Origin of the sequence: Xanthomonas sp. 10-10, assembly GCF_040182365.1 — a bacterium.
GTDB classification, from domain to species: Bacteria; Pseudomonadota; Gammaproteobacteria; order Xanthomonadales; family Xanthomonadaceae; genus Xanthomonas; species Xanthomonas arboricola_F.
In genome coordinates, this window is sequence record NZ_CP144460.1 from 641,839 (window position 1) to 656,529 (window position 14,691).

The window sequence follows — 14,691 nt, forward strand, 5'->3', positions numbered from 1 at the left end:
GCACTGATGGATGTGTTGTTGGCAGGGGCGACCGGTCTGGTCGGTAAACAGGTCTTGCAGCTGCTGCTCGCCGATGCGCGCTGCACGGGCGTGGTGGCGTTGACGCGTCGGCCACTGACGCAGATCCACCCCAAGTTGCGTAACCAGGTGATCGACTTCGAGCGCCTGGAGCACTGGACCGCACCGCGCATGGAGGCGGCCATCTGCGCGCTGGGCAGCACCATGAAGCAGGCCGGCTCGCGCGAGGCGTTTTACCGCGTCGACCACGATTACCCCCTGGCGCTGGCGCGTGCTGCCTGCGCGCAAGGTACCTCGGTATTCGTGTTGAATTCGGCGGCCGGCGCCGATGCGCACTCGCGGATTTTCTACAACCGCGTCAAGGGCGAACTGGAGCGCGATCTGCGTACCATCGGCTTTCCCTCGCTGACCTTCGTGCGGCCCGGGCTGATCGGCGGCGAGCGCGAAGAACGCCGCACCGGCGAGCATATCGGCAGCCTGGTGCTGGGCGCGCTTGGCCCGCTGCTGCCACGCCGCTATCGCATCAACCCGGCCGAATGCATCGCCGCGGCGATGGTGGGCGCCGCGCTGGCGCCGGCGCGTGGGGAGCATAGCGTCGAGGCGGCGGAGTTGGTGGGCTGACGCGGCGTCGTTGCGAGGCAGTCGGATAGAGAGTTGGTTGTCCGCCGTTTGGTAGGAGCGCGCTGGCGCGCGATGAGGCGTTACCGATACAGCCTCATCGCGCGCCAGCGCGCTCCTACAGATTCAAGTGCGGCAGATGGGCATGCTCTGCCAGCGTATGCAATACGCTTCCCTCGGCGACTGCTCACCATCACAGCCAGCACTTGCGTGTCGTCGCGAGGGCGTCGGATAGAGGGCCGTGCCCGTTGTATCGTAGGAGCGCGCCCGAGCGCGACGAGGCGTTACCGGTAGAGCCTCGTCGCGCGCAGGCACGCTCCTACAGGTGTACGGGCAGCGGCATCTTCGCCGGCGCAGCCCGGCCTACACGCCCAACGCCTGCCCTCGATCCACCGTCCGTAGCTGCAGGTTGTCACTGTGCGTCGCATGGAGCGCAGGCGCCTGCTGTTCGTAGGAGCGCGCCCGAGCGCGACGAGGCGTTACCGGTAGAGCCTCGTCGCGCGCAGGCACGCTCCTACAGGTGTACGGGCAGCGGCATCTTTGCCGTCGCAGCCCGGCCTACACGCCCAACGGTTGCCCGCGATCCACCGTTCGTAGCTGCAGGTTGTCACTGTGCGTCGCATGGAGCGCAGGCGCCTGCCGTTCGTAGGAGCGCGCCCGAGCGCGACGAGGCGTTACCGGTAGAGCCTCGTCGCGCGCAGGCACGCTCCTACAGGTGTACGGGCAGCGGCATCTTCGCCGGCGCAGCCGGGCCTACACGCCCAACGATTGCCAGCGATCCACCGTCCGTAGCTGCAGGTTGTCACTGCGCGTCGCATGGAGCGCAGGTGCCTGCCGTTCGTAGGAGCACGCCCGAGCGCGACGAGGCGTTACCGGTAGAGCCTCGTCGCGCGCAGGCACGCTCCTACAGGTGTACGGGCAGCGGCATCTTTGCCGGCGCAGCCCGGCCTACACGCCCAACGCCTGGCCGCCATCAACCGCCAGCACCTGCCCGGTGATCCAGCACGCTTGTGGCGATGCCAGAAACAACGCGGCATCGGCAATGTGCTGCACCTGCCCGAATCCGCCGAATGGGATGCTGTCGCGAATGCGTGCATACAGTTCCGGCTCTTCATCGCGGCGGCGTGCCCATAAGCCTTCGGGGAATTCGATGGAACCCGGTGCGATTGCATTGACGCGGATGCGTTCGCGCGCAAGTTCGGCGGCGAGCGTGGTGGTGTAGTAATTGAGCGCCGCCTTTGCGGTGGAATAGGCGATGGCCCGCGGTGTCGGGCGCTGGGCGTTGATCGAGCTGATGTTGAGGATCACCGCTGCATCGCTGCTGCGCAGATACGGCAGTGCGGCGCGATTGCAGCGCACTGCCGCCATCAGGTCGACCTCCAGCCCCGCCTGCCAGCTGGCGTCGTCGTTGCCGTGCCCGTAGCCGGATGCGTTGTTGATCACCACGTCCAGGCCACCCAGCGCCTGCGCCGCTGTCTGCACGTACGTCTGGATCTGTGCAGCGTCGGCGAGATCGCAGGGCAGGGTATGCACCGGCGCGCCGTGGGCTGCCAAGGTCTTAGCCGCCTGCGCCAAGCCATCTGCGTTGCGCGCGCAGATCGACACCCGGGCGCCGCTGTGCACGAACGCCTCGGCGATCGCCAGGCCGATGCCGCGGCTACCACCGGCGATCAACACGCGTTGCGCACGGTGTGCAGAAAGAGACATGGCGTTCCTCAGTTCGTAAAACCCCAATTATCGAACAGCTGGGTAGCGACATGGTCGACGCGTGTGCCTGTCATCGGATATTCGGACACGCGAGGCTTCAGTGGGTCAGGCACGCAGCAGACTGCAAGGCGCTGTCCACGTCGTTGGAGGGTCATGCGCCCGACACCACAAGGTGCTTGGCTTCTTGTTGACCCAAGCACCCAACAAAAATGGCGCCGGTGCATTACCAGCGCCAGCACAGAATCCAGATCACTCCAAATCTACCAGCAACAGCAACAGCAACAGCAACAGCAACAGCAACAGCAGCAACACCCGACCCTCTTCAGTGCAGCTGCACCGCCACGCAGCAAACTGCGGCCTCGCCGGCTACCCCGGGGCACTGCGCAGCGCAGGCCAAACCCATCGTCTGCAGCCCACATCGGCAGCGCCGATTGCAGTGGCGGCCGCTGTCATCTCACTGCCATCTGCAACACGCGTGGCCTGCGCCACAAGCCTCATCACTGCTGGCGATGAGCTCATGCCTTTCCGGCCGCTCGCCGCTAACAGTTTGTTTACACAACCACGCCGGGCTGCGGGCACAACGTGCGGGTCATTCAGTGGGGAGTTGCACATGGAAACCCATATCACCGTCATCGGCGCCGGCTTCTGCGGCACCGCGCTGGTCCGTGCACTGGCGCAGACGGCCGACGCGCAGGTGCGCATCACCCTGGTCGGCGTCACCGAGACCTTCGGCAGCGGCATCGCCTATGGCGCTGCGCGGCCGGAACATCTGCTCAACGTGCGTGCCAAGGATCTGGGCATCGACGCGCAGGCACCCGGGGCCTTCGCCGATACCCTGCATCTGGGCGAGAGCGGGCGGCTGGAATTCCTGCCGCGCCTTGCCTACGGCGACTATCTCCGCAGCGAGCTGGACGCGGCCGTCAGCGGTGCGCAGGCATCGGTGATGCGGCTGTCGCAGGAAGCGGTGGCGGTGGAGCGCGCGCGTCGCGGTTTTCGTGTGTTTCTTGCAAACGGCGACGCCTTCCATAGCGACCGCGTGGTGCTGGCGGTCGGTGCGCTGCAGCCGCAGGCGCTGGCCGGTATCGGCCCGCGTCTGAGCGTGCATGCGCGGTACATCGGCTGGCCATGGCAGGGCGATGCATTGTCGCGGCTGGGGCCGGACGATGACGTGCTGATCGTGGGCACCGGGTTGACCATGGTGGATGTGGCGTTGACCCTGCACGCACGCGGGCACCGCGGCCGCATGCTGGCGATTTCGCGCCGTGGATTGGCCCCGCAGGCGCATCTGCGTCAGCCCGGCGCGCCGCTGGAATTGCCGCCGCATCTGCAGCGCGCGCTCAAGGATGCGGATCTGCGCGGGCTGCTGCGCGGTGTACGACAGCTCAGCGCGGTGGTGGACGATTGGCGTCGCGTGGTGGATGCGCTGCGCCCGCATCTGCAGCCGCTGTGGCAGCGGCTGGCGCTGGCGCAGCGTGCACGCTTCCTGCGGCATCTGCGCCCCTATTGGGAAGTGGCGCGGCATCGGGTCGCGCCGGGTGCGGCCGAGCACTTGCAGCAGTTGCAGGCTTCCGGCCAATTGCAGATCGTCGCGGCGCGGCTGCTGCGTGCGCGCTGGGTACCCGATGGCGTGGAGGCGGTGATCCGTCCGCGTGCGGCTGCCGATGCGCAGACGCAACGCTTCGATGCGGTGATCCGCGCTACCGGTCTGGACACCGATATCGACCGTACCAGCGATCCACTGATTGCCGGTATGCGCGAAGCCGGCCTGTTGCGCGCCGATCCGCTGGGCCTGGGGGTGGACACCGATGCGCAACTGCGCGTGCGCGATGGCGCGGGGCAGGTCGTGCAGGGGCTGTATTGCGTGGGTCCGTTATTGCGTGGGCGCTATTGGGAAATCACCGCGGTGCCGGAGTTGCGCGTGGCCACGCGTGCATTGGCCGAGCGCTTGTTGTTGGGCGCGATGCCGGCGTTACAGCCAGAGCCGGAGCCACTGCCGAGGGAGGTAAATGCGCGCTTGTAGGTGGCCTTACCCTCACCCTGATTCCTCTCCCGACGGCAGAGCGGCTCTGCATCCTTCTCCCATCGGGACAAGGTGGCGCGTCAGCGCCGGATGAGGGGACGCGCGCAGCCTCGTGCAGCTGGACGAGGCGAACAGCTGCGCTTCTTGCCGTCATCCCAATTCCTCTGCCGACGGGAGAGGGGCCTTGTCGCGCCTTCCATCGGGAACCCGAGTTTGGTTGGTGCGAGCTCCTCACTGCGCAGGAGTAAGCTCCTTGCGTGATGCTCCCAACGTCTGCCGTTAGCAACAAGCACGTTCGATCGCCCATCAGCAGCCTCTGCGCGCGCAGGCATAGCCCGCATCCCGCAATCTCGCCTCGACTTCGCCAAGCAGCGCAATCATGCAGCGTGATGCGTAGCGCATTGCACCGGTGCAGACAGGACTAGGTCATGTTGATCGGACTGGGCTGATTACAGTCCAGACCGCTTCATTCCCTCGTCTGCCTGGAGTCTGCCATGCCCCGTCTTGCTCCCGCTGCCTTGCTCGCCACGCTGTGCGCCTGCACGCTGCCCGCCTGGGCCAGCGAATCGCTCAATACCCGCGCCGAAGTGCTTGCAGCCCTGGAATCCGGTTACGACGTCAGCCTGACCACCGACCTTGGCCGCTGCACACCCGAACAAGGCACGCCGGTCACGCAGACCCGTGGCGGCCGCCATATCGATGCCTATCGCATCACCGAGGACGGCACCGCCGCGTTCTCCGGCTCGCATTTCACCGTGGCCAACGATGGCAAGCCGATCCAGCAGTTCATGCGTTATCAGCTGCGCCCGGATGGCAGCGTGCGTTTCACCACCTACATGTACGACCTGCCGGGACTGCAGCAACGCGGGCCGGTGCTGGCGTATCAATGCACGATCAATCAAGGCATCCGCTTCCACGCCGATTGAGTGCATTGCACCGTGACGACTGCGGACTGCAGCAGCGCCATCGCGTGCACTGCAGCCTGCAGTGGTTGCAACTGTTTCAACTCGCGAATGCTGCAATTCACATATCCCGCCACTGACTTGTCGAGGAAACCCGCATGCCGTCACATCCAGGCTTTTCACTCGTTGTCGCCGCGCTATGCAGCGCGGCGCTGCCTGCGTTCGCCACCGAATCGTTGAGCAGCCAGGCCAGCTTGATCGATGCGCTGGAAGCGGGGCGCGCGGTTGCGGTGTCGGTGGATCTGTCGCGCTGCACGGCCGAGGCGGGGACCGCATCCAGCCAGAGCCGCGGCGGCGTGCGCATCGGTGCGTACCGGTTGACCGCCGATGGAACGCTGGCGTTTTCCGATACGCAGTTCATTGCCGCCAGCAGCGATGGCCGGCCTTTCCAGCAGTTCCAGCGCTATCAGGTTGGCGCGGACAACCGGGTGCGGTTGACCACCTACATGTACGACCTGCCGAGCCTGCAGCAACGCGGGCCATTGCTGGCGTATCAATGCGCGATCGATCGAGGCATTCGATTCCACGCGCACTAGAGCGCCGATACGGTGCGCGATGCCACGCTAGCGGTGGCATCGCATCGCTCACGCGACAGCATCAACACCGATGCGGCCTGGCCAGGGGCGCACATTCGCAGAATGCAGGCAATGCATAGCCACCATCAGCACCAATGCTGCGCCGAGCACACGGAGTTCTCACCGGGGAAGCGCATGGGGTGCGTCTAACGCGAGCGAACCGCGCGTGCCGATGTCATGCAATGGCCGCGGTCGGCGATTGCATGGCCGCATCTTGTCTGTGTCGACGTTACCGCGGTGACGACTGTTGCACCGCAACCGCGGCGGCATTGGAGTGCCAGCCACCGCCCAGCGCCTTGAAGGCGGCCACCGCACTGCGCGCCGCGTCCGTGCGCGCCTGCACCTGTGCATCGGACGCGCGCAGCAGCGTGTCGTCGGCATTCAACACTTCGATCAGGCTCACCGTGCCTTTCTCATAGGCCAGGGCCGATGCGCCACGCGCCTTGCCGAGTGCATCCACTCCCTGTGACAGCACCGCTGCCTGCTGCTCGCGCTTGACCAGCGCGGTGAACGCATTTTCGACATCCTCGGTGGCGCGCAACACGGCCAGGCGATACGCCGCCAGTTGTTCGGCCTCCTGACCCTTGGCCTGGGCGATCTGCGCATTGATGCGGCCGAAGTCGAACAGCCGCCAGCGCAGCCCCAGCACACCGGACGACTGCGCGGCATTGCCGGTGAACAGGTTGCCGCCGGAGATGGCCGTGGCGCTGCCGAGCAGGCCGCTGAGCGAGAACTTGGGGTAGTACTCGGACATCGCCACGCCGATGCGCGCATTGGACGCAGCCAGGCGGCGCTCGGCCACGATCAGGTCGGGACGTCGGCGCAGCAGGTCGGCCGGCGAGCCGCTGTCGGCGATCTGCGGTGCAAGCGGAATCGGCTTGCTGGCGGCCAGTTCCGCTCGGTGCGTGCCGGGCGGCATACCCAACATCACGTCCAGGGCGTTCATCGCCGCGACTAGGCCACTTTCGATGCCGGGCACCGACGCCTGCGCCTGCGCAAGCGCGCCTTGCGCCTGGTGGAGTTGCAGCTCGGGCGCCAGTCCCTTGCCATGCAGCAGCGTCACCATCGACACCAGCCCCTGCTGGGTGGCGACCTGGCGCTGCGCCACCTCCAGCCGCCCCTGCAGGCCGCGGATGCTGATGTAGATATCGGCGGTCTGCGCCGCCACCGCCAGGCGGGTGGCGGCGGCACCGGCTTCGCTGGCCTGGTAATCGGCCAGCGCGGCCTGGCGCCCGCGACGCAGGCCGCCGAACAGGTCAAGTTCCCAGCTCGCGCCCAGGTTGGCCTCGTAGAGCGTCGCGTAGCGGTCGAAGTTGGGCGTGCTGCTGATCACCTGGCCGAGCGGCGTTTCCAGCGACTGGTAGGCGCGGGTCGCGTTGCCGCTGATGTTGCCCGAAGGCAGCAGCGCGGCGGTGGCGGCGGTCAGCCCGGCGCGGGCCTGGGTGACGCGTGCGGTGGCCTGGGCCAGGTCGAGATTCTGCGCCAGTGCGGCGGTGACATAGCGGCTCAGGTCCGGGTCGTTGAAGCCGTTCCACCAGGTGGCCAGATCCGCCCGCGCGGTTGCCTGCCGTTCAGCGACTTCCGCCTGGCCGATGTAGTGGTCCGGCAACGGCGCGTCCGGGCGGGCGTAGTTGGGGCCGACCGCGCAGCCTGCGGCCAGGCTGGAGGCAATGAGCGCTGCAAGGGTGCGGAGTGACGGCATGACGAAACCAGAGTGGCGGAGATGTTGAGTGACTTTAATACGAAATGGTCACTTTTGTAAGTCGGGGGCGACGGCGCTAAGCTGTCGAAATGAATAACGCATCCAGCTACCCCGTTTCAGGCCGAGGTCCGGTCGATCATGACGTGCGCGACCAGATCGTCGTTGCCGCCACCGACCACTTCAGCCGCTATGGCTATGAGAAGACATCCGTTTCGGACCTGGCCAAGGCGATCGGGTTCTCCAAGGCCTACATCTACAAGTTCTTCGAGTCCAAGCAGGCCATCGGCGAGTCGATCTGTACCAACTGCATGCGCCAGATCGAGACCGAGGTCTGCGCCGCGATGGACGAAACCGACCAGGCGCCTGAGAAAATCCGTAGACTTTTCAAGGTGATGACCGAAGCCAGCCTGCGCTTGTGCTTCCAGGATCGCAAGCTCTACGAAATTGCCGCATCGGCAGCAAGCGAGCGCTGGCAATCGGTCATCGCCTACGAGGTCCGCATGCAGAAACTGGTGCACGATGTGCTGCAGCAGGGCCGCCTCAATGGCGATTTCGAGCGCAAGACGCCGCTGGACGAGGCCGCCCAGGCCGTCTACGCGGTACTGCGCCCGTACATGAATCCGGCAATGCTGCAATACAGCCTGGAGCACATCGAAGAGATGCCTGCGCTGTTGTCGGGCTTGGTCCTGCGCAGCCTGTCACCCTAAAAGTTGTTTGTGACTATTGACTGATTTGGTCACAAGTCCCAGGATGCGAGCCTTCATCAGATCGCTTCGGGATTCCCATGCTTCGGCGCCGCGTCGTTACCCCCCTCGTCCTGTCTGTCCTGCCGCTGGCACTGGTTGCCTGCGGCGGAAAGGCGCAGCCTGATCCACGCACCGCCACCCCGCTGGTCCGGGTGGCCACGGTGGGCGATGCCAGCTCGGCGGCGCGCAGTTTCTCCGGCACCGTCGCGGCGCGGGTGCAGAGCGACCTGGGCTTCCGCGTCGCCGGCAAGGTGTCCGAGCGGCTGGTCGACGCCGGCCAGCGCGTCAAACGTGGCCAGCCGTTGCTGCGCATCGACCCGGTGGATCTGCAACTGGCCGCGCGTGCGCAGCAGGACGCGGTGGCCGCTGCCCGCGCCCGTGCCCTGCAGACCACCGAAGATGAAGCCCGTTATCGCGACCTGCGCGGCACCGGCGCCATTTCCGCCTCGGCCTACGACCAGATCAAGGCGGCGGCCGATGCGGCCAAGGCGCAGCTGAGCGCCGCCCAGGCGCAGGCCGATGTCGCGCGCAATGCCAATCGCTATACCGACCTGCTGGCCGATGCCGACGGCGTGGTGATGGAAACTCTGGTCGAGCCGGGCCAGGTCGTCGCAGCTGGCCAGCCGGTGGTACGCCTGGCGCATGCCGGGCCGCGCGAGGCGGTGATCCAGTTGCCGGAAACCCTGCGCCCGCAGGTCGGCTCGGTGGCCCAGGCCATCTTGTTCGGCAACGCCGCGGTCAGCGTGCCGGCCACCTTGCGCCAGCTGTCCGAAAGCGCCGACCGGCTGACCCGCACCTTCGAGGCGCGCTACGTGCTCGACGGTGCGCTCGCGCAGGCGCCGTTGGGAACGACGGTGAGCATCCGCATTCCCGATGGCACCGCTGCCGGCACGCAGGCCGGGCTGCAGGTGCCGCTGGCCGCGCTGTTCGACGCCGGCAAGGGGCCGGGCGTGTGGGTGATTGCCGGCAATCCGGCCAAGGTGCGTTGGTGGCCGGTGACGGTGCTGGGCCTGGATGACGACCACGCCAATGTCGCCGGCAAGCTGGCGCGGGGCGAGCGCATCGTGGCGCTGGGGGCGCACCTGTTGCGCGACGGCGAGCAGGTGCGCGTCGCCACCACGATCGCGCCCGCCAATGGCAGCGCGACCGGCGCCAGGACCGCGACCGCGGCAGGAGCGCAGCCGTGAGCGAGGGCCGCTTCAATCTCTCCGCGCTGGCGGTGCGCGAGCGCTCGATCACGTTGTTTTTGATCTTCCTGATTTCGTTGGCCGGCCTGGTCGCATTCCTCAAGCTCGGTCGCGCCGAAGACCCGGCCTTCACCGTCAAGGTGATGACCATCGTGACCGCCTGGCCGGGTGCCACGCCGCAGGAAATGCAGGACCAGGTGGCCGAGAAGCTCGAAAAGCGCCTGCAGGAACTGCGCTGGTACGACCGTAGCGAAACCTATACGCGCCCCGGCCTTGCGTTCACCACCTTGACCTTGCTGGACAGCACGCCGCCCAGCCAGGTGCAGGAGCAGTTCTACCAGGCACGCAAGAAGGTGGGCGACGAAGTCGGCAACCTGCCGGCCGGCGTGATCGGGCCGATGGTCAACGACGAATATGCCGACGTCACCTTCGCGCTGTTCGCCCTCAAGGCCAAGGGCGAGCCGCAACGCCTGCTCGCGCGCGATGCCGAGACCCTGCGCCAGCGCATGTTGCACGTGCCGGGCGTCAAGAAGGTCAACATCATCGGCGAGCAGCCCGAGCGCATCTTCGTGGAGTTCTCGCACGAGCGCCTGGCTACGCTGGGCATCAGTCCGCAGGACGTGTTTGCCGCACTCAATGCGCGCAACGCCTTGAATGCGGCGGGTTCGGTGGAGACGCGCGGTCCGCAGGTGTTCATTCGCCTGGACGGTGCGCTCGACAGCCTGCAGAAGATTCGCGACACCCCGCTGGTGGTGCAGGGCCGCACCCTGAAACTGTCGGATATCGCCACGGTCAGACGCGGCTATGAAGATCCGTCCACCTTCATGATCCGCAGCGGCGGCGAGCCGGCGTTGTTGCTGGGCATCATCATGCGCGATGGCTGGAACGGGCTGGAGTTGGGCAAGTCGCTGGACAGCGAAGTGGGCGCGATCAATGCCGAGCTGCCGCTGGGCATGACGCTGAGCAAGGTCACCGACCAGGCGGTCAACATCGACGCATCGGTCGGCGAGTTCATGACCAAGTTCTTCGTCGCCTTGCTGGTGGTGATGCTGGTGTGCTTCGTCAGCATGGGCTGGCGCGTGGGCATCGTGGTGGCGGCGGCGGTGCCGCTGACGCTGGCGGCGGTGTTCGTGGTGATGCTGGCAACCGGCAAGAACTTCGACCGCATCACGCTGGGATCGTTGATCCTGGCGCTGGGCCTGTTGGTGGACGATGCCATCATCGCCATCGAGATGATGGTGGTGAAGATGGAGGAAGGCTACAGCCGCGTCGCCGCATCGGCCTATGCGTGGAGCCATACCGCCGCGCCGATGCTGTCCGGCACGCTGGTGACCGCCGTCGGCTTCATGCCGAACGGCTTTGCCGCCTCCACCGCCGGCGAATACACCAGCAACATGTTCTGGATCGTGGGCATTGCGTTGATCGTGTCGTGGGTGGTGGCGGTGGTGTTCACGCCCTACCTGGGGGTCAAGCTGCTGCCGGATCTGAAGAAGATCGAAGGCGGCCACGCCGCGATGTATGACACGCCGCGCTACAACCGCTTTCGCACTGCCTTGGCACGCGTGATTGCGCGCAAGTGGCTGGTGGCCGGCTCGGTGGTGGGTTTGTTCGTGCTCGCAATCGTTGGCATGGGCATCGTCAAGAAGCAGTTCTTCCCGATTTCCGACCGCCCCGAAGTGCTGGTCGAAGTGCAACTGCCGTACGGGACCTCGATCAACCAGACCAGCGCGGCCACCGCCAAGGTCGAAGCCTGGCTCGCCCGGCAGGACGAGGCCAAGATCGTCACCGCCTACATCGGGCAGGGTGCGCCGCGCTTCTTCCTGGCCATGGGCCCTGAGTTGCCGGATCCCTCCTTCGCCAAGATCGTGGTACGTACCGATAACCCGCACGAGCGCGATGCATTGAAGCTGCGCATGCGCAAGGCCGTCTCCGAAGGTCTGACACCGGAGGCACGCGTGCGTGTGACGCAACTGACCTTCGGCCCGTACTCGCAGTTCCCGGTGGCCTACCGGATCAGCGGTGCCGATCCGCAGGTGTTGCGGGGCATCGCCGCGCAGGTCAGGCAGGTGATGCAGGACAGCCCGATGCTGCGCACCGTCAACACCGACTGGGGCACCCGCACGCCCACGCTGCATTTCTCCCTGGACCAGGACCGCCTGCAGGCGGTGGGGCTGACCTCGACCGCCGTCGCCCAGCAACTGCAGTTCCTGCTCAGTGGCGTGCCGGTCACGCTGGTGCGCGAAGATATCCGCAGCGTGCAGGTAATGGCGCGTTCTGCCGGCGAGACGCGCTTCGATCCGGCACGCATCGCCGACTTCACCCTGGCCGGTGCCAATGGCCAGCGCGTGCCGTTGTCGCAGGTGGGCAAGGTGGATGTGCGGATGGAAGAGCCGGTCATGCGGCGTCGCGATCGCGTGCCGACGATCACGGTGGGCGGCGATGTCGACGACCAGCTGCAGCCGCCGGATGTCTCGGCGGCGATCACCAGGCAATTGCAGCCGATCATCGAAAAACTGCCCAGCGGGTATCAGATCAAGGAAGCTGGTTCCATCGAGGAATCCGGCAAGGCAACCACGGCGATGCTGCCGCTGTTCCCGATCATGCTGGCGGCCACCTTGCTGATCATCATCCTGCAGGTGCGTTCGATCTCGGCGATGGTGATGGTGTTCCTGACCAGCCCGCTGGGCCTGATCGGCGTGGTGCCGACCTTGATCCTGTTCCAGCAACCCTTCGGCATCAACGCACTGGTGGGCCTGATCGCGTTGTCGGGCATCCTGATGCGCAACACGCTGATCCTGATCGGGCAGATCCATCACAACGAGGCCGAAGGTCTGGACCCGTTCCATGCCCTGGTGGAAGCCACCGTGCAGCGTGCAAGGCCGGTGATCCTGACCGCGCTGGCGGCGATCCTGGCATTCATCCCGCTCACGCACTCGGTGTTCTGGGGCACGCTGGCCTATACGCTGATCGGCGGCACCCTGGCCGGCACGATCCTGACCCTGGTGTTCCTGCCGGCGATGTATTCGATCTGGTTCAAGATCCGCCCTGATACCGGCAACGGCAACGGCAACGGCAACGGCAGCAGCACCCCGGCGGTTGCGCAGCACGCCTGAGTGCCAACGGCGACGGCGGCCATGCTGCCGTCGCCGGGCGGTGTCGCGCACCCGGCGTCTTCGCGTTCGATCCACGCGCAGCCACATCGGCTGCGGCCGCTCTCCTCTCACAGATAAGGGAACCACCATGCAACAGCAACCTGTCGTGCTGATCACCGGCGTGTCCTCCGGCATCGGCCGCGTTGCCGCAGAGCGCTTCGCCCAACGCGGCTGCACCGTCTACGGCAGCGTACGTGCGCTTTCCACTGCCGCGCCGCTGGCCAATGTGGAATTGGTCGAAATGGACATCCGTGACGCTGCCTCGGTGCGGCAGGCCGTCGACGGCATCGTCGGCCGCAGCGGCCGCATCGATGTGCTGGTCAACAACGCAGGCCGCAATCTTGTCGGCGCAGTGGAGGAAACCAGCCCCGACGAAGCTGCCGTGCTATTCGATACCAACGTGCTGGGCATCCTGCGTACGGTCCGGGCGGTGGCGCCGCACATGCGGGAAAAACGCCAGGGACGTATCGTCAATGTCAGCTCGGTGCTGGGCTTCCTGCCGGCGCCGTACATGGGCGTGTATACCGCCTCCAAGCATGCGGTGGAAGGGCTGTCGGAAACGCTGGACCACGAGCTGCGCCAGTTCGGCATCCGGGTGACGCTGGTGGAACCGGCGTACACCAAGACCAGCCTGGGCAGCAATTCGCCAGTGGTGCAGACCACCATCGCCGAGTACGACCGCGAACGTGACATGGTCGGCCGTGCGTTCACCGGCTACATCGACAATGCGCCGGGACCGCAGGACGTGGCCACCACCGTGGTGGAGGCCGCACTGGGCAAGTGGCGCATGCGTCGCACGCCGCCCGGCCAGGCATCGCTGCTGAGTAAACTGCGCCGGTTCATGCCGGCAGGCGCGGTGGATGACAGTTTGCGCAAGCGGCTTGGATTGACCTGACACAGGCAGCGCGCCTGCGGGTGGATGCGTGACACCTTGCGCATCGATAAACACTGCGCGCCTTCAGTCCGATGCGGGTGGTGTATGCAATCGCCATGCACCGCCTGTCCATGGCCAGCCTTGCGTGTGTCGCCCCATCCATGTGCGGCGACCCGTCAACGCTTGGCAGCAGCGCCAGGTCAATCGCGTGCCGAGCGATGACCAACGCACCGATTTCGAGCACCGACCACTCCTGGGTGGCAGCGCGCACGGTGGTTTTGCCAGCTGCTCCAAAGCGTCGCGTGCCCCATGCAGCCTGTGGCCGGCTGCATGGAGTGGTCGGGTACCCGTTACACCTGGTCGGTGGGCACCACATACACTTCGGCAATGTTGACGTTCGCCGGTGCCTGCGCTGCGAACAGGATGGTGTCGGCAATATCCATCGGATCCAGCATCCGCACCGTGCCGGCATAACCGGCCATCATTGCCTGATATTCCGCGCTGGTGGTCTGTGCCGGAAGTTCGGTTGCGACGATGCCGGGTTGAATGCTGGTGACGCGGATGTTGTGCTTCTTGCCGACTTCCATCCGCAGGCCTTCGGTGAACGCGGTCACGGCGAACTTGCTTGCCGAGTACACCACAAATCCCTGGCCGAAGACCTTGCGCCCGGCGATCGAGGAGGTATTGAAGACATGGCCGGAATGCTGCTTGATCATCTGCGGCAGCACCGCTGCGGCCACGTTGAGCACGCCTTTCACATTGACATCGATCATCTGGTCCCATTCGTCGGTATGGAAGTCATCGATGCTGGACAGCGGCATGATGCCGGCGTTGTTGACCAGCACATCGATGGCGCCATAAGCGGCGATCAGGGCTGCGACGCCGGCAGCGACCGAGTCCTTGCTGGCGACATCCATTTCCAGCACCACGGCCTGGCCGCCCGCCTGCTCGATGTCTGACTTCAATGCCTGCAGCCGGTCGATGCGGCGTGCGGCAAGGCCCACCTTCATTCCTGCCGCTGCGAGTTTCTTGGCCGTTGCGTTACCGATGCCGCTGGAGGCGCCGGTAATCAGGGCCACTTTGCCGTGGAGCTCATTCGTTGACATGGACAGTCTCTTCGCTGGTTGTCG

11 protein-coding genes are annotated in these 14,691 nt (G+C 66.0%); 8 read left to right on the top strand and 3 right to left on the bottom strand.

The window, feature by feature from the left end:
* The first annotated feature begins 6 nt into the window (after positions 1 to 6).
* A complete protein-coding gene (locus tag VZ068_RS02730) occupies positions 7 to 639 on the top strand; it encodes an NAD-dependent epimerase/dehydratase family protein (protein WP_349656830.1) in 633 nt (210 codons plus the stop codon).
* 945 nt (positions 640 to 1,584) lie between these two features.
* Here the strand turns inward: VZ068_RS02730 and VZ068_RS02735 are convergent.
* Positions 1,585 to 2,343, bottom strand: a complete 759-nt coding sequence (locus VZ068_RS02735) for an SDR family NAD(P)-dependent oxidoreductase (protein WP_349656831.1) — start codon at positions 2,341 to 2,343, stop codon at positions 1,585 to 1,587.
* Positions 2,344 to 2,953: 610 nt separating this feature from the next.
* Between VZ068_RS02735 and VZ068_RS02740 the strand changes: the two genes are divergently transcribed.
* The 3 genes from VZ068_RS02740 to VZ068_RS02750 all read left to right on the top strand — a co-directional run bounded on the left by VZ068_RS02740 (position 2,954) and on the right by VZ068_RS02750 (position 5,861).
* Complete coding sequence (locus tag VZ068_RS02740; protein WP_349656832.1) at positions 2,954 to 4,363, top strand: FAD/NAD(P)-binding protein; 1,410 nt, start codon at positions 2,954 to 2,956, stop codon at positions 4,361 to 4,363.
* A gap of 494 nt (positions 4,364 to 4,857) precedes the next feature.
* Entirely contained in the window at positions 4,858 to 5,289 is a 432-nt protein-coding gene (locus tag VZ068_RS02745; RefSeq protein ID WP_167708303.1) for a VirK family protein, read from the top strand.
* Between the two features lie 134 nt (positions 5,290 to 5,423).
* Positions 5,424 to 5,861, top strand: coding sequence for a VirK family protein (locus tag VZ068_RS02750; RefSeq protein ID WP_349656833.1), 438 nt, complete (start codon positions 5,424 to 5,426; stop codon positions 5,859 to 5,861).
* 268 nt (positions 5,862 to 6,129) lie between these two features.
* Here VZ068_RS02750 and VZ068_RS02755 read toward each other — a convergent pair whose 3' ends face one another.
* A complete protein-coding gene (locus tag VZ068_RS02755) occupies positions 6,130 to 7,602 on the bottom strand; it encodes an efflux transporter outer membrane subunit (protein WP_349656834.1) in 1,473 nt (490 codons plus the stop codon).
* 89 nt (positions 7,603 to 7,691) lie between these two features.
* Here VZ068_RS02755 and VZ068_RS02760 point away from each other — a divergent pair, with 89 nt between their 5' ends.
* The 4 genes from VZ068_RS02760 to VZ068_RS02775 all read left to right on the top strand — a co-directional run bounded on the left by VZ068_RS02760 (position 7,692) and on the right by VZ068_RS02775 (position 13,582).
* A complete protein-coding gene (locus VZ068_RS02760) occupies positions 7,692 to 8,309 on the top strand; it encodes a TetR/AcrR family transcriptional regulator (RefSeq protein WP_259155858.1) in 618 nt (205 codons plus the stop codon).
* 77 nt (positions 8,310 to 8,386) lie between these two features.
* Positions 8,387 to 9,535, top strand: coding sequence for an efflux RND transporter periplasmic adaptor subunit (locus tag VZ068_RS02765; protein WP_349656835.1), 1,149 nt, complete (start codon positions 8,387 to 8,389; stop codon positions 9,533 to 9,535).
* A complete protein-coding gene (locus VZ068_RS02770) occupies positions 9,532 to 12,648 on the top strand; it encodes an efflux RND transporter permease subunit (RefSeq protein WP_349656836.1) in 3,117 nt (1,038 codons plus the stop codon). The genes VZ068_RS02765 and VZ068_RS02770 overlap by 4 nt, the downstream gene beginning before the upstream one ends.
* Before the next feature lie 127 nt (positions 12,649 to 12,775).
* Complete coding sequence (locus VZ068_RS02775) at positions 12,776 to 13,582, top strand: oxidoreductase (protein ID WP_349656837.1); 807 nt, start codon at positions 12,776 to 12,778, stop codon at positions 13,580 to 13,582.
* 329 nt (positions 13,583 to 13,911) lie between these two features.
* Here VZ068_RS02775 and VZ068_RS02780 read toward each other — a convergent pair whose 3' ends face one another.
* Positions 13,912 to 14,667, bottom strand: a complete 756-nt coding sequence (locus VZ068_RS02780) for an SDR family oxidoreductase (protein ID WP_349656838.1) — start codon at positions 14,665 to 14,667, stop codon at positions 13,912 to 13,914.
* Positions 14,668 to 14,691 lie beyond the last annotated feature (24 nt).

Excerpts from the sequence above, each read along its gene's own strand:
- VZ068_RS02775 (WP_349656837.1), top strand. The coding sequence starts at position 12,776 with ATGCAACAGCAACCTGTCGTGCTGATCACCGGCGTGTCCTCCGGCATC.
- VZ068_RS02760 (WP_259155858.1), top strand. The coding sequence starts at position 7,692 with ATGAATAACGCATCCAGCTACCCCGTTTCAGGCCGAGGTCCGGTCGAT.
- VZ068_RS02750 (WP_349656833.1), top strand. The coding sequence starts at position 5,424 with ATGCCGTCACATCCAGGCTTTTCACTCGTTGTCGCCGCGCTATGCAGC.
- VZ068_RS02765 (WP_349656835.1), top strand. The coding sequence starts at position 8,387 with ATGCTTCGGCGCCGCGTCGTTACCCCCCTCGTCCTGTCTGTCCTGCCG.
- VZ068_RS02755 (WP_349656834.1), bottom strand. The coding sequence starts at position 7,602 with ATGCCGTCACTCCGCACCCTTGCAGCGCTCATTGCCTCCAGCCTGGCC.
- VZ068_RS02745 (WP_167708303.1), top strand. The coding sequence starts at position 4,858 with ATGCCCCGTCTTGCTCCCGCTGCCTTGCTCGCCACGCTGTGCGCCTGC.
- VZ068_RS02740 (WP_349656832.1), top strand. The coding sequence starts at position 2,954 with ATGGAAACCCATATCACCGTCATCGGCGCCGGCTTCTGCGGCACCGCG.
- VZ068_RS02780 (WP_349656838.1), bottom strand. The coding sequence starts at position 14,667 with ATGTCAACGAATGAGCTCCACGGCAAAGTGGCCCTGATTACCGGCGCC.
- VZ068_RS02730 (WP_349656830.1), top strand. The coding sequence starts at position 7 with ATGGATGTGTTGTTGGCAGGGGCGACCGGTCTGGTCGGTAAACAGGTC.
- VZ068_RS02735 (WP_349656831.1), bottom strand. The coding sequence starts at position 2,343 with ATGTCTCTTTCTGCACACCGTGCGCAACGCGTGTTGATCGCCGGTGGT.